At 70.7% G+C, this 12,739-nt stretch carries 12 protein-coding genes; 4 read left to right on the top strand and 8 right to left on the bottom strand.

The annotated features are described in order from the left end of the window. The first annotated feature begins 505 nt into the window (after positions 1-505). From RC1_RS22555 to RC1_RS14665, 4 genes are all read left to right on the top strand, one after another. Positions 506-2,194, top strand: coding sequence for a methyl-accepting chemotaxis protein (locus RC1_RS22555; protein WP_272912047.1), 1,689 nt, complete (start codon positions 506-508; stop codon positions 2,192-2,194). A gap of 149 nt (positions 2,195-2,343) precedes the next feature. Further along, positions 2,344-2,859 (top strand): 2Fe-2S iron-sulfur cluster-binding protein, encoded by a 516-nt coding sequence (locus RC1_RS14655; protein ID WP_049766735.1) that lies wholly within the window; start codon positions 2,344-2,346, stop codon positions 2,857-2,859. Beyond that, the gene (locus tag RC1_RS14660) at positions 2,856-3,842 is read left to right on the top strand and encodes an FAD binding domain-containing protein (RefSeq protein ID WP_012568215.1); all 987 of its coding nucleotides are present in this window, start codon (positions 2,856-2,858) and stop codon (positions 3,840-3,842) included. The genes RC1_RS14655 and RC1_RS14660 overlap by 4 nt, the downstream gene beginning before the upstream one ends. Then, entirely contained in the window at positions 3,839-6,133 is a 2,295-nt protein-coding gene (locus RC1_RS14665) for a xanthine dehydrogenase family protein molybdopterin-binding subunit (protein WP_012568216.1), read from the top strand. The genes RC1_RS14660 and RC1_RS14665 overlap by 4 nt, the downstream gene beginning before the upstream one ends. Positions 6,134-6,219: 86 nt before the next feature. On the opposite strand, the gene RC1_RS14670 is transcribed toward RC1_RS14665, so the two are convergent. The 8 genes from RC1_RS14670 to RC1_RS14705 form a co-directional block, all read right to left on the bottom strand. Then, the gene (locus tag RC1_RS14670; RefSeq protein WP_012568217.1) at positions 6,220-7,137 is read right to left on the bottom strand and encodes an HNH endonuclease; all 918 of its coding nucleotides are present in this window, start codon (positions 7,135-7,137) and stop codon (positions 6,220-6,222) included. Positions 7,138-7,222: 85 nt separating this feature from the next. Continuing rightward, positions 7,223-7,615, bottom strand: a complete 393-nt coding sequence (locus tag RC1_RS14675) for a MarR family winged helix-turn-helix transcriptional regulator (RefSeq protein WP_012568218.1) — start codon at positions 7,613-7,615, stop codon at positions 7,223-7,225. Positions 7,616-7,752: 137 nt separating this feature from the next. After that, on the bottom strand, positions 7,753-7,932 hold the full coding sequence (locus RC1_RS21535) for a hypothetical protein (protein ID WP_012568219.1): 180 nt from the start codon (positions 7,930-7,932) through the stop codon (positions 7,753-7,755). 194 nt (positions 7,933-8,126) lie between these two features. Further along, positions 8,127-10,115 (bottom strand): cobaltochelatase subunit CobT, encoded by a 1,989-nt coding sequence (cobT, locus tag RC1_RS14685; protein ID WP_012568220.1) that lies wholly within the window; start codon positions 10,113-10,115, stop codon positions 8,127-8,129. An 82-nt stretch (positions 10,116-10,197) separates the two neighbouring features. After that, positions 10,198-10,515, bottom strand: a complete 318-nt coding sequence (locus RC1_RS14690) for a HigA family addiction module antitoxin (protein WP_041785417.1) — start codon at positions 10,513-10,515, stop codon at positions 10,198-10,200. Then, positions 10,490-10,768 carry a type II toxin-antitoxin system RelE/ParE family toxin gene (locus RC1_RS14695; protein ID WP_012568222.1) on the bottom strand — a complete coding sequence of 93 codons (279 nt, stop codon included), beginning with the start codon at positions 10,766-10,768 and terminating at the stop codon, positions 10,490-10,492. The genes RC1_RS14690 and RC1_RS14695 overlap by 26 nt, the downstream gene beginning before the upstream one ends. Before the next feature lie 299 nt (positions 10,769-11,067). Continuing rightward, entirely contained in the window at positions 11,068-12,054 is a 987-nt protein-coding gene (gene cobS, locus RC1_RS14700; protein WP_012568223.1) for a cobaltochelatase subunit CobS, read from the bottom strand. A gap of 82 nt (positions 12,055-12,136) precedes the next feature. Continuing rightward, positions 12,137-12,715: a J domain-containing protein gene (locus RC1_RS14705; protein ID WP_012568224.1), complete on the bottom strand. Its 579-nt coding sequence runs from the start codon at positions 12,713-12,715 to the stop codon at positions 12,137-12,139. Positions 12,716-12,739 lie beyond the last annotated feature (24 nt).

The raw sequence follows: 12,739 nt of genomic DNA on the forward strand, positions 1-12,739 counted from the left end.
TGGATGGCTAGGCTAATTTAGATCGAACTCGGCGCCTCGCCGCACGTCGCCGCCTGACCGGCCCGTCGGGCCGGCTGCCGATCCGCCTTCCCGCCTGATCCCCCCCTTTCTGCGTTCTGTTCCGCGGGCGGGTGCCCCCTTGGGCATCTCCCGGCGCTCTGTTCCGTCGGCCGTCGTCGGGGCGGAGTCCTCCGGTGCCGCATGAGCCGGTCGCCATGCCTGAAACATCAGGCCCGGTCGGCTGCGCTCCTGTGCGCCTTGGGCAGGGCTTGTTAACAAGTTATCAATAATTAATCGCTAATACATAATATTCACATGGCCAATTATTAGCATACTAATGAATGTTAGAATGCTCATTGCGTGGAAATGCGCGCCCTGAATTGGGGCAGCGCGCTGTTTTATCTCGTCAACGATGGTCGTTTATTGAAGTTCGGCATTTTCTTCGAATTCGCCTGCATTCTAAGCTCGTTCCAGGTGATCGCTTCCTGGTCACCGGAATGGAGGAATGCCCATGCCACGTCTGGTCGATATATCCATACGCGTCCGAATCTTCGCCGCTTTCGGGCTGGTCCTGCTGGTGACCCTGGCTCTCGGCGGGTTCGGGCTGGCTCAGCTCAGCACGATCAGCCGGGCGGCTGACGTGGTGGCGGGCAACTCGCTGCCCTCGGTGGTCGGCAGCAACGGCATCCTCAAGGGGGTGCTCAACTACCGCCGCCATCAGGCGGCGATGCTGCTGAACACCGACCCGGAGGTCATTGCCGAGCGCAAGGAGCTTCTGGCCAGCCAGATCACGGAGATCGCCGCCGGCCGACAGGCCTACGAGGCCCTGATCACCAGCGAACGGGAGGCGTTCGGGAAGTTCGACCGGGCCTGGGCCCGGTTCCTGCCGATGGCGGCGGAGATCGAGACGCTGCTGCGCGACGGCAAGCGCGCCGAACTGCTGGCGATCTACAACGGGCCGTCCCGCATCGCCATCGAAGAAGCCATCACGGCCCTGGAAGAGGCGGTCGGGATCAACGAACGCGACGGCAAGGACGCGGGCGTCATGATCGTCAACGCGACCGGCAGCGCCATGGCCGGCACCATCATCGCCCTGATCATCGCCGCCGGTCTTGCCGTGGCCGCGGGCCTCACGACCGTCGCCACCGTGGCCGGGCCGACGCTGCGCCTGACCGACACGATGAACCGGCTCAGCCGCCGTGAGCTGACGGCGGCCGTGGACGGCACCGACCGCAAGGACGAGATCGGCGCCATGGCCCGCGCCGTGCAGGTCTTCAAGGACGGGCTGATCGAGGCCGAGCGCCTGAGCGCCGCCCAGAAGGCGGAGGAGAAGGCCAAGGCCGCCCGCGCCGCGCGGGTGGATTCCCTCGTCCAGGCCTTCGACGGCACCTCCAGCGAATCGCTGCGCGCCGTCTCCGCCGCCGCCACCGAACTGGACGCCACCGCCCAGAGCATGGCCGCCATCGCCGAGGAGACCAGCCGTCAGGCCACGTCCGCCGCCTCGGCCGCGGAGCAGACCACGGCCAACGTGCAGACCGTCGCCGCGGCGACGGAGGAGATGGCCTCCTCCATCCAGGAGATCAACCGGCAGGTCAACCGTGCCAAGGGCGTGGCCCAGCGGGCCGCGCAGAGCGTGCAGGAAACGAACGTCACGGTCGAGGGCCTGACCGCCGCGACGCAGAAGATCGGCGAGGTCGTGACCCTGATCCAGGCGATCGCGGCGCAGACCAACCTGCTGGCGCTGAACGCCACCATCGAGGCCGCCCGCGCCGGCGAAGCGGGCAAGGGCTTCGCCGTCGTCGCCAGCGAGGTGAAGAACCTCGCCGGCCAGACCGCCAAGGCGACGGAGGAGATCGCCGCCCAGATCTCCGCCGTGCAGAAGGTGTCGGCCGAGACCTCCACCGCGATCCAGGCGATCGGCACCATCATCGAGGAGGTCAACGGCATCTCCGCCACCATCGCCGCGGCGATGGAGCAGCAGGGCGCCTCGACCAACGAGATCAGCCGCAACGTGACCCAGGCCGCGGCCGGCACGCAGGAGGTGTCCGCCAACATCGGTCAGGTGACGCAGGTGACCGGCCAGGCCGGCGCCGCCGCCACCCAGGTGCTGGGCGCCGCCGGCGACCTGGCCCGGCAGTCCGAATCCCTCAAGCAGGAGGTCGAACGCTTCCTCGCCGCCATCAAGGCCGCCTGATCCCGGCTGGCGGCCCCCCGCGGCACCGTTCCGGCGCCGCGGGGGAGTCCGCCGCCCGGGCCGGCGGCACAAAGCGGCACAAACAGGCCCCTCCGCGGTTGAGAGTGGCGCCGGCCCTGCCGGCGGGCCAGACGACCACGGGGTCTTCCATGAGCATGACGGTCAACGGCGTCAGCGTAAGCCTGCCCGACGATCCGCGCGTCTCCCTGCTCGATCTGCTGCGCGACCATCTCGGGCTTTCCGGGACCAAGAAGGGCTGCGACCAGGGGGCCTGCGGCGCCTGCACCGTGCTGGCGGACGGGGAGCGCATCCTCTCCTGCCTTGCGCTGGCGGTTCAGTATGCGGACCGCTCGATCACGACGATCGAGGGGCTGGGAACGCCCGACGCGCTCCACCCGCTCCAGCGGGCCTTCATCGAACAGGACGGATTCCAGTGCGGCTACTGCACGCCGGGCCAGATCTGCTCGGCGGTGGGGATGCTCGACGAGCTGCGCCGCGGGGTGCCCAGCCATGTGACCGCGGACCTCGCGGCCGACAGGATCGCGCCCACTCCCGAGGAACTGCGTGAGCGGATGAGCGGCAACCTGTGCCGCTGCGGCGCGCACAACGGGATCATCGCCGCCATCGCTGCCATCGCCGGAACCGTCGCGGAGGCCGCGGAATGACCCCCTTCGACTATGCCCGTGCCGCCGATGCGGCGGACGCCGTGCGCCGTGGCGCCGCGCCCGGCGCGGCGTATCTCGGCGGCGGCACCAACCTCGTCGATCTGATGCGCGAGACGGTGGAACGCCCGGCGGTGCTGGTCGATGTGACCGGCCTGTCCCGCGGGATCGACGCGCTGCCCGACGGGGGGCTGCGGATCGGGGCGGCGGCGCGCAACACCGCGGTGGCGGAACACCGGCTGGTGCGCACGCACTACCCGGTTCTGGCGCGCGCCATCCTCTCCGGCGCCAGCGCCCAGATCCGCACCATGGCGACGGTGGGCGGCAACCTGCTGCAACGCCCGCGCTGTCCCTGCTTCTACGACACGGCCGGGTCGCGCTGTAACAGGCGCCTGCCGGGCCAGGGCTGCGACGCGATCGACGGCTTCACCCGCGGCCATGCGATCCTGGGGGCCTCGGACGCCTGCGTCGCGGTGCATCCCTCGGACATGGCCGTCGCGCTTGCGGCCCTCGATGCGACCGTTCTCCTGGACGGCGCGGCCGGGTCGCGCAGCCTGCCGCTGACGGCGCTGCACCGGCTTCCCGGCGACCGGCCGGACATCGAGACCGTGCTCCACCCCGGCGAGCTGATCACTGCGGTGGAGCTGCCGCCCCCGCTCCCCGGCGGACGCTCGGCCTACCGCAAGGTCCGCGACCGGGCCAGCTTCGCCTTCGCCCTGGTTTCGGTCGCGGCCGTGCTGACCGTGGAGGCGGGGCAGGTGCGGGAGGTGCGGCTTGCCCTCGGCGGGGTCGCCCCCCGGCCATGGCGCGCCTGGCGGGCGGAACAGGCCCTGCGCGGGCAGCCGGCGACCGCGGCCGCGTTCCGCGCGGCGGCGGATGCCGAACTCGCCGACGCCAAGGCCCTGAAGGACAACGGCTTCAAGATCGAACTGGCGCGGCGGATGATCGTCGCGGCGCTCGCAGAGCTTGCGGGAGAGGCGCCATGAGCATGACCGACGGCACCGGACCGGCGGGCGGGGCGGTCGCCCCCGTGTCCGATACCTCCTCCGACCCGCTCCTGCGCCCGCGCCGGCACGGCCATGTCGGCAGGCCCCTCGCGCGGATCGACGGTCCGCTGAAGGTGGCCGGGCAGGCGCCCTTCGCGGCGGAGATCCCGATGGCGGGCATGCTCCATGCCGCGCTCGTCTGCAGCACCGTCGCCCGCGGCCGCATCGCCGCCCTCGACACCGGCGCGGCCGAAGCGGCCCCCGGCGTCGTCGCGGTGATGACGCACCGGACCTGCCCGCGGTTGAGCCCGCCGCCGGTCTTCCTCTCCGCGCCCAAGGCAGGGGCCGGGGACGACCTGCCGGTGATGCAGGACGACCGCGTGCGCTGGAACGGCCAGCCGGTCGCCGTCGTCCTCGCCGCGACGCACGAGCAGGCGGCCCATGCGGCATCGCTGGTCCGTGTCCGCTACGACATCGAGCCGGCGCTGACATGCTTCGAGGAAGCCCGGGCGCGGGGCACCCGCCCGGGTGAATTCATGGGCGAGCCCCTGCATGTGGCGGTCGGCGATGCCGATGCCGCCCTGGCGGCGGCCCCCGTCAGCGTGGATGTCGTCTACCGGACGCCGCGGCACAACCACAATGCGATCGAACCCCACGCGGTCACCTGCGCCTGGCAGGGCGACACGCTGCGCCTCCATGACGCCTCGCAGATGGTGGCGCACGCGGCCTGGTCCATCGCCCGCATGTTCGGGATCGACGAGGCGCAGGTCGTCGTCACCTCGCCCTTCGTCGGTGGCGGGTTCGGCGGCAAGTGCCTCTGGCAGCACCAGATCCTCGCCGCCGCCGCGGCCCGGCTGGTCGGCCGCCCGGTGCGGCTGGTGCTGACGCGCGAGCAGGTCTACCGCATCGTCGGCGGCCGCTCCCCGACCGAACAGCGGGTGGCGCTGGGGGCCGGCCGCGACGGCCGGCTGACCGCGCTGATCCATGAGGGGACGACGCCGAAGACGGCCTTCAACGTGATGCCGGAACCGTTCATCCTGCCGACCCGCAGCGCCTATGCGACCCCGGCGATGAGGCTCGACGTGCAGACCGTCGAGCTGGACATGCTGAGCAACACCTTCATGCGCGCGCCGGGCGAATCCGTCGGCACCGTCGCGCTGGAAGGGGCGATGGACGAACTGGCCGAGGCGCTCGGCATCGACCCGGTCGAACTGCGCCTCCGCAACGAGCCGGAGACGGACCCGGTATCGGGGCTGCCCTTCTCGTCCCGCCATATCGTCCAGGCCTGGCGGGCGGGGGCGGAGCGGTTCGGGTGGGACCGGCGCAACCCGGTGCCGGGTGTGACCCGCGACGGGGACTGGCTGGTCGGCATGGGCTGCGCCATGGCGACCTATCCCTATTACCGCATGCCGGGCGGGGCGGCGCGGCTCACGCTCACCCGCGACGGCCGCGCGGTGGTCGAGATCGCGGCGCACGAGATGGGCATGGGCACCGCGACCGTCCACACCCAGATCGCCGCCGAACGGCTGGGCCTGCCGCCGGAGGCGGTGACCTTTGCCTATGGCGATTCCACCCTGCCGGGGGTGGTGCTGGCCGGCGGCTCGCAGCAGACGGCCGCCATCGCTGCGTCGGTGATCGCGGTGCACCGTGCCCTGGTGGCCGAGCTTCTCACCCTGGCCGGCAACGATTCCCCCCTTGCGGGGCTGGGTCCGGACGAGGTCGGCAGCCGCGACGGGGGCCTGTGCGCGCTCGCCGGGCCCGGCCGGTACGAGAGCTACGCCTCCATCCTCGGGCGCGCCCTGCGCGACAGCGTGCGCGTCCAGGCGTCCGCCCCGGAGCCGCAGGAGACCCGGGAGCGGTCGATGCACAGCCACGGCGCGATGTTCTGCGAGGTCCGCGTCCATGCGGTGACGGGCGAGCCGCGGGTCAGCCGCTTCCTGGGCTCGTTCGACTGCGGCCGCATCCTCAATCCCAGGACGGCCGCCAGCCAGTTCCGCGGCGGCATCATCATGGGGCTGGGGCTTGCCCTGATGGAAGAGACGCGGTTCGACGGGCGCACGGGCCGGGTGATGAACCCCAGCCTCGCCGAGTACCACATCCCGGTGCATCTGGACGTGCCGGAGATCGACGTGATCTGGACCGACATCCCCGACCCGCACGCCCCTCTGGGCGCCCGGGGGATCGGGGAGATGGGCATCACCGGCACCGGCGCTGCCGTCGCCAACGCCGTCTACAACGCCACCGGCCGCCGCATCCGCGACCTGCCGGTCACGCTCGACAGGCTGATGTGATCCCCTACTCATCGGGACGGCACCGGCTTCCTCTGTGTTCCTGCGTGTGCTGGAACGGACGTTTCCGTCCTGGACTGGCGCGATCCTCACCCCTTGAACACATTCTCCCGGTGCCATTTCAGGAACTGGGGATGCGGTCGTTGGTCGCCGCGCTCGGGCAGCAGCAGCTTGCCGGTGGGCAGGAACAGGCGGCGGGCGCTGTCCGGAACATGACGCTCGGCGACAAGCAGCGAGTGGTCGTCCGCAGCCGAGATCAGGCCTCGGTCGAACATCCAATGGACGGTGGCCGACAGGGCCAGCCCGTTGCGCGGGCTGTCCGGCCCGTCGGCGGCGACAGGGCGGATATGGGCCGCCTGCACCTCCGACCGGCCGCCGCCGTTGATCAGGCGCAGCCCCGTGACGGCGCAGGTCTCATGGTAGGCGGACTTGATGGCGGCGGCAAAGGCGGCGTCGCGCACCGGACGGGTGCTCAACCGCTCCACGATCGGGCGCTCGAAGGTCGCCGGTTCGTCGGCGAACTGGAACGGGGCCACCGATGTCGTCGGATCGGCAGCCAAGCCGGCCGGTTCGGGCAGGTCCAGGAGCCTTGCCATCCCGGCGTTCAGGATCTCCAGGTACTCGGCGTCGGAGAGGCGACGCACCGCCCGGCCGAACGCCCCCTTGTTCGTCTGTCCGTCATCCCGCCGCAAGGCGGTTTCGTAGTAGTGCTCCCCCTCCCGGAACGGCACGGGCCGGGGCAAGGGCAGGTAGTCGCGCACGAAGGCGTAGAAATGGTCGGGCAAGGACGGGTCCGGCACGATCTGCGTGACCTGTGCCGTAGCGAAATAGGATTGACGGCCGCCACGGCTGGACAATTCCCCGCTGGTCCGACGGGGTTCATAATAGATGATCCAGTCGCCGACTGCCGCTTCCGCCACATTCAAGTATGCACGGGGGAAGTGATACCGGAATTCTGGCAGGTCATCGTAGGTCGGATCGACCTTGGTCGTGAAGACGGCTTTCATTCCGGATAGGGGCGCGACAGTCGGATACCGGAACAACGATAGCCGACGACCGCCCCATCATCCATAGGCCGTCATGTCCCTTCCCTCACGCGCTGCGCAGGGTCATCCGCTGGGGGGGCGTGGGGTGCAGCAGGTCGGTCAGGCGGCCGGCCATGTCGCGGCCCTTCTCGGTCAGGGTCACGATCTTGCGCCGGCGTTCGCGCGGGTCTTCCTCGGCGCGGACGAGGTCCAGCCCCTCCTTGCCGAAGCTGTGCCAGCGCGACAGCGCGGCCACGTTGCGCGAGGCGGAGGACTGGGCGATGCCCAGCCGCTCCGAAAGGTCCCGGATCGACAGCCCCTCGTTCTGGGCGATCGTCAGGAAGGACAGCGCGTACTGGATGGGCAGGTCCGGGTCCAGGGTGCGGAATTCCTCCAGCACCCTGACCAGCGGGTCGAGCGCTTCAGGACGCCAGTCTGCGCCCCTGATGGGTACGGCCATAGTCCGTCGGTCCTCTCGCCACCGGCCGCCAGCGGGCCGGGGTGTAGATCAGATGGAGGCGCCAGAGCCAGATGAGCAGCTCCCCGTTCTCCCGGCGGACCTGAAGGCCGCGCGGCAGGGAAGCCCAGCGCGCCAGCTCAACGTAAAGCTTGGGCCCCCGGCCCAGTGACACAAAGAAGCTCATTATCTCCCCCGGATGTCGGAAATCCTTGATGCGCATCGGCCTGTCCGTGGCGTGCGGTGCCGGACGGGCGGTCGACGCCGACGCCGGCAGCGCCGGCTGTCGCGCCGAAGACGGGGTAGGTCTTGAACATCATGGATCTCCTCCTCGGGGTTTCTGACGCCCGATCTATCCCCGAAAGCCGGGAGGGATGCAAGCGGGGATCGGTCCCGGCCCCCGACCAGTTCCGGGATCGGATGCATCCGGAACAGGGACAGCCGGCCCCCGGTTCCGGCCGGACGGCGGGCGCCGGTGCGTTCCTGACGGTGTCGGGAGCCCCCGCCGTTTCCCTCAGCCCACGCTGCGGCGCACGGCCAGGGCGGTCTTGCTGCCGCGGGCGAGGCCTGCCAGCGGGGAGGGGGCGCTGCCCTGGCCGCCCGGGGGGCCGCCCGGATGGCCGCCCGGATGGGCACTCCTGGGGGCGCCGGGCGGGCGGCGGGCGGGGCGGATGTCCTCGTCGAACAGTTCCGCCAGCTTCTCCATCACCGTGCCGCCGAGCTGTTCGGCATCCACGATGGTGACGGCGCGGCGGTAATAGCGGGTGACGTCGTGGCCGATGCCGATGGCGATCAGCTCCACCGGGCTGTGCGCCTCGATCTGGCCGATCACCTGGCGCAGGTGCCGCTCCAGATAATTGCCGGCATTGACGGACAGGGTGCTGTCGTCCACCGGCGCCCCGTCGGAGATCACCATCAGGATGCGCCGCTGCTCCGGCCGCGCGATCAGCCGGTTGTGCGCCCAGAGCAGGGCCTCGCCGTCGATGTTCTCCTTCAGGATGCCCTCGCGCAGCATCAGGCCCAGGTTCCGCCGCGCCCGCCGCCAGGGCGCGTCGGCCGACTTGTAGACGATGTGGCGCAGGTCGTTCAGCCGGCCCGGTGCCGGCGGCTTGCCGGCGGCGATCCAGCGTTCCCGGCTCTGGCCGCCCTTCCAGGCGCGGGTGGTGAAGCCCAGGATCTCCACCTTCACGCCGCAGCGTTCCAGGGTGCGGGCCAGGATGTCGGCCGACATGGCGGCGATGGTGATGGGCCGGCCCCGCATCGAGCCGGAATTGTCGATCAGCAGCCCCACCACCGTGTCGCGGAAGTCCGTCTCGTTCTCCCGCTTGAAGGAGAGCGGCAGCACCGGGTTCACCACCACGCGCGACAGCCGGGCGGCGTCCAGGATGCCTTCCTCCAGGTCGAACTCCCAGGCGCGGGTCTGCTTCGCCAGCAGGCGGCGTTGCAGCCGGTTGGCCAGCTTGGCGATCATGCCGTGCAGGTGCTGGAGCTGCTGGTCCAGCATCAGGCGCAGCCGGGCCAGCTCGTCGGGGTCGCACAAATCGTCGGCCTCCACCACCTCGTCGAACTCGGTGGTGAAGGCGCGGTAGGCGGCGGGGTCGGGCTCGTTGCGCCGGGCATCCGGGCGGCCCGGCCGGCCGGGCGCGCCCGGCTCCTCGCTGCCGGCCCCCTCGGTCGTCTCGGCCTCCTCCTCGCGGCTCTCGCCGCCGGCGGCCATCTCCTCGGCGGGGGCCTGCTGTTCCTCCCCGCTGGCGGAGTCCTGGGCGTCGCCGCCCTGCTGCTCGCCGCCCTCGCTCTGCTCCTGGTCGTCGCCGCTGTCCTCGGGCGTGTCGGTCTGCGGCTGTTCCTCGCCGGGTTCGGGCTCCGGCTCGGCGCCCACCTCCATGTCCAGATCGGCCAGCAGCCGGCGGGCGGTGCGGGCGAAGGCCTCCTGGTCGTGCATGACCCGGCCCAGGTCCTCCAGCCCCTTGCCCAGCTTCTCCGTCACCCAGGGCCGCCAGAGCGCGACCGCGGCCGCGGCCGAGGCCGGCGGCGTCTCCCCGGTCATGGCTTCGCGCGCCAGCAGGCGCAGCGCATCGGCCAGCGGCGCTTGCTCGCGCTCGGTGATGCGGTCGAAGCCCTGGCGGCGGTAGCGCTCCTCCAGCGCCGCCTCCAGGTTGGCGGCCACCCCGGCCATGGCCGAGGCGCCCAGCGCCTCGCAGCGGGCCTGCTCCAGCGCGTCGTAGGACTGCCGCGCCGTCTCCGAGGTCGGCTGGCGCAGGGCGTGCAGGGCGGCGTCGTGGTGCTTCAGGCGCAGGGCCACGGCATCGGCCGCGCCGCGCACCCCGGCCACGTCGCGCGGGTTCAGGTCGCGCGCCGGCAGCGGCACCCGCACCCGCGTGCCGCTGGCCCCCGCCGGCTCGGCGGAGAACCCCACGGTCAGCTCGCGCTTCTCCGCGATCGCCCGCACGCAGGCGCCGGTGGCACGCTTGAAGACCTCCAGGGGGGAATCGGACTGCGTCATGGCCTCAGGTCCCGGTACGGGTCGGTGGGTCGGGGCGGGCGTTCTGCCGGTTGATCTGCCGGTTGATCTGCCGGTTGATCCGTCACGCGGCCAGCGGGCGGACGGCGGCGGCGATCCGCGCGCCGCTTTCCGCCTCGGTCAGCGCAAGGTCGTAGGCGGACTGGAGGTTCAGCCAGAACCGCGCACTGTTGCCGAAATAGCGGGCCAGCCGCAGCGCGGTATCCGCCGTCACCGCGCGCCTGCCGGCCACGATTTCGGCCATCCGGCTCTGCGGCACGTCGATGGCGCGGGACAGGGCCGCGACCGACACGCCGGCCGCCGCCAGCTCCTCGGCCAGGATTTCGCCCGGATGGATCGGCGGAAGCCGCACGGCCTCAATGGTAATCGACGATTTCGACATCGTAGGCATCCCCGTCCTGGAAGGTGAAGCAGATCCGCCATTGCTCGTTGATGCGGATGCTGTACTGGCCCCGGCGCTCCCCGCCCAGCGCCTCGAAGCGGTTGGACGGCAGCCGCATCAGATCCTCGATGCAGGTCGCCTCGTTCAGGATGGCGACACGACGCTGCGCCTGACGCTCGAACGCCTGGAACTCGCGGACCCGCTGTCCCTCCAGAAAGAGCGCCGTGCGCTTGTCGGCGGCCGACTTGATCATGCCGTCAGTCTGCCCCGCCGCGTCCTATCCGTCAAACGGATAACGCACGGCGGATACATCCGGAGCGCGGCGTCAGCCGCTGTCATGCTTCGTTTCTTATCCGTGTTCATCCGTGCCGATCCGCGTTCATCCGTGTTGCCCGGCTCCCCCCGCTGCCCGCCGGACAGTCCCGGTCAGCCGTTCAGCACCCGCGCATAGGTCAGTTTCGGGGTGCCGAAGTTCAGCAGCAGCACGGCGCGCAGGCGGCTGGTGCGCAGATAGGTCAGGAGTTGGGGCCTCCCCGCCGTGCCGCCCGCGTCTCAGGTCAGGGTCGGCTTCACCCCGCTCTCCGGCAGTTCGGTGCCGAAGCAGCGCTGGTAGTATTCGGCCACGGTGGGGCGTTCCATCTCGTCGCACTTGTTCAGGAAGGTGACGCGGAAGGCGAAGGCGATGTCGCCGCCGAAGATCTCGGCGTTCTGCGCCCAGGTGATGACGGTGCGGGGGCTCATCACGGTGCTGATGTCGCCGGCGATGAAGCCGGCGCGGGTCAGGTCGGCCAGCCGCACCATGGCGTTGATCTTCCGCCGTCCCTCCTCGCTGTCATGGCCGGGCATCTTGGCCAGCACGATCTTCACCTCGTCGTCGTGCGGCAGGTAGTTCAGCGTCGCCACGATGTTCCAGCGGTCCATCTGGCCCTGGTTGATCTGCTGGGTGCCGTGGTAGAGCCCGGTCGTGTCGCCCAGCCCCACCGTGTTGGCCGTGGCGAACAGGCGGAAGGCCGGGTGCGGCCGGATCACCTTGTTCTGGTCCAGCAGGGTCAGCTTGCCTTCCACCTCCAGCACGCGCTGGATGACGAACATCACGTCCGGCCGGCCGGCGTCGTACTCGTCGAAGACGATGGCGCAGGGGTGTTGCAGCGCCCAGGGCAGGATGCCCTCGCGGTATTCCGTTACCTGCTTGCCGTCCTTCAGGACGATGGCGTCCTTGCCGATCAGGTCGATGCGGCTGATGTGGCTGTCCAGGTTGATGCGGATGCAGGGCCAGTTCAGCCGCGCCGCCACCTGCTCGATGTGGGTGGACTTGCCGGTGCCGTGATAACCCTGGATCATCACCCGCCGGTTGTAGGCGAAGCCCGCCAGGATCGCCATGGTCGTTTCGCGGTCGAAACGATAGGCGTCGTCCACCTCGGGCACATGCTCGCTGGTCTGGCTGAAGGCCGGCACCTGCATGTCGCTGTCGATGCCGAAGGTCTGGCGCACGGCGACCTTGATGTCGGGAAGCTCGGGGCGGGCGGGGGTCGTGGCCATCGTGGGGGCTTGCTCTTCTGTTGCGGCGGCGGAACGGTCGGATCGGGTGGCGGCCGGGGGTTCTGTTTCGTCGGCGGAAGGATCAGCCGGCGGCGTAGCTGGCGCGCAGCGTGCGGTAGGCCTGGTTGATGCGCTTCAGCCGCTCCTCCGCCTCCTTGTCGCCGCCGTTGGTGTCGGGATGGTGCGCCTTGGCCAGTTCGCGGTAGCGCGCCTTGATGCGGGCGAAGTCCACCGGGGGCTCCAGCTCCAGCACGGCCAGCGCCTCCTCCTCCGGGGTGCGGGGGCGCCTGGGGCGGACCTCGGCCGCGGCCTCGCCGTCCCATTCCGGGCCGAAGGGGGAGGCGCCGTTGTAGAGATCCTCGCGCGGCGAGCGGCCCTGGGTGCGCCAGCGCCCCATGGGCCAGGTCGGGCGCTGCCAGGTGGTGTCCTGGCGCACCTGCGCCTCGATCTCCTGCTCCGACATGCCGGCGTAGAAGTCCCACGCCTTGTTGTAGTCGCGCACATGGTCCAGGCAGAACCACCAGTACTCGTTCAGGCGGTCGCGCGCCTTGGGCGCGCGGAAATCGCCGATCTCGCGGCAGCCCGGATGGTCGCACGGGCGGGCCTGCGGCCGGGGCGCGTCGTTGAAGTCGAAGGACAGGCCGAAGCGGTTCTTCTGCATGGGCGGAGTATGGGTCGGCGGCGG

Source organism: Rhodospirillum centenum SW (assembly GCF_000016185.1).
GTDB classification, from domain to species: Bacteria; Pseudomonadota; Alphaproteobacteria; order Azospirillales; family Azospirillaceae; genus Rhodocista; species Rhodocista centena.

Coding starts and splice junctions, on each gene's coding strand:
- cobT (WP_012568220.1), bottom strand. CDS start 10,115: ATGACGCAGTCCGATTCCCCCCTGGAGGTCTTCAAGCGTGCCACCGGC.
- RC1_RS21535 (WP_012568219.1), bottom strand. CDS start 7,932: ATGATGTTCAAGACCTACCCCGTCTTCGGCGCGACAGCCGGCGCTGCC.
- RC1_RS14675 (WP_012568218.1), bottom strand. CDS start 7,615: ATGGCCGTACCCATCAGGGGCGCAGACTGGCGTCCTGAAGCGCTCGAC.
- RC1_RS14660 (WP_012568215.1), top strand. CDS start 2,856: ATGACCCCCTTCGACTATGCCCGTGCCGCCGATGCGGCGGACGCCGTG.
- RC1_RS14665 (WP_012568216.1), top strand. CDS start 3,839: ATGAGCATGACCGACGGCACCGGACCGGCGGGCGGGGCGGTCGCCCCC.
- cobS (WP_012568223.1), bottom strand. CDS start 12,054: ATGGCCACGACCCCCGCCCGCCCCGAGCTTCCCGACATCAAGGTCGCC.
- RC1_RS14655 (WP_049766735.1), top strand. CDS start 2,344: ATGAGCATGACGGTCAACGGCGTCAGCGTAAGCCTGCCCGACGATCCG.
- RC1_RS14705 (WP_012568224.1), bottom strand. CDS start 12,715: ATGCAGAAGAACCGCTTCGGCCTGTCCTTCGACTTCAACGACGCGCCC.
- RC1_RS14670 (WP_012568217.1), bottom strand. CDS start 7,137: ATGAAAGCCGTCTTCACGACCAAGGTCGATCCGACCTACGATGACCTG.
- RC1_RS14690 (WP_041785417.1), bottom strand. CDS start 10,515: ATGTCGAAATCGTCGATTACCATTGAGGCCGTGCGGCTTCCGCCGATC.
- RC1_RS22555 (WP_272912047.1), top strand. CDS start 506: ATGCCCATGCCACGTCTGGTCGATATATCCATACGCGTCCGAATCTTC.
- RC1_RS14695 (WP_012568222.1), bottom strand. CDS start 10,768: ATGATCAAGTCGGCCGCCGACAAGCGCACGGCGCTCTTTCTGGAGGGA.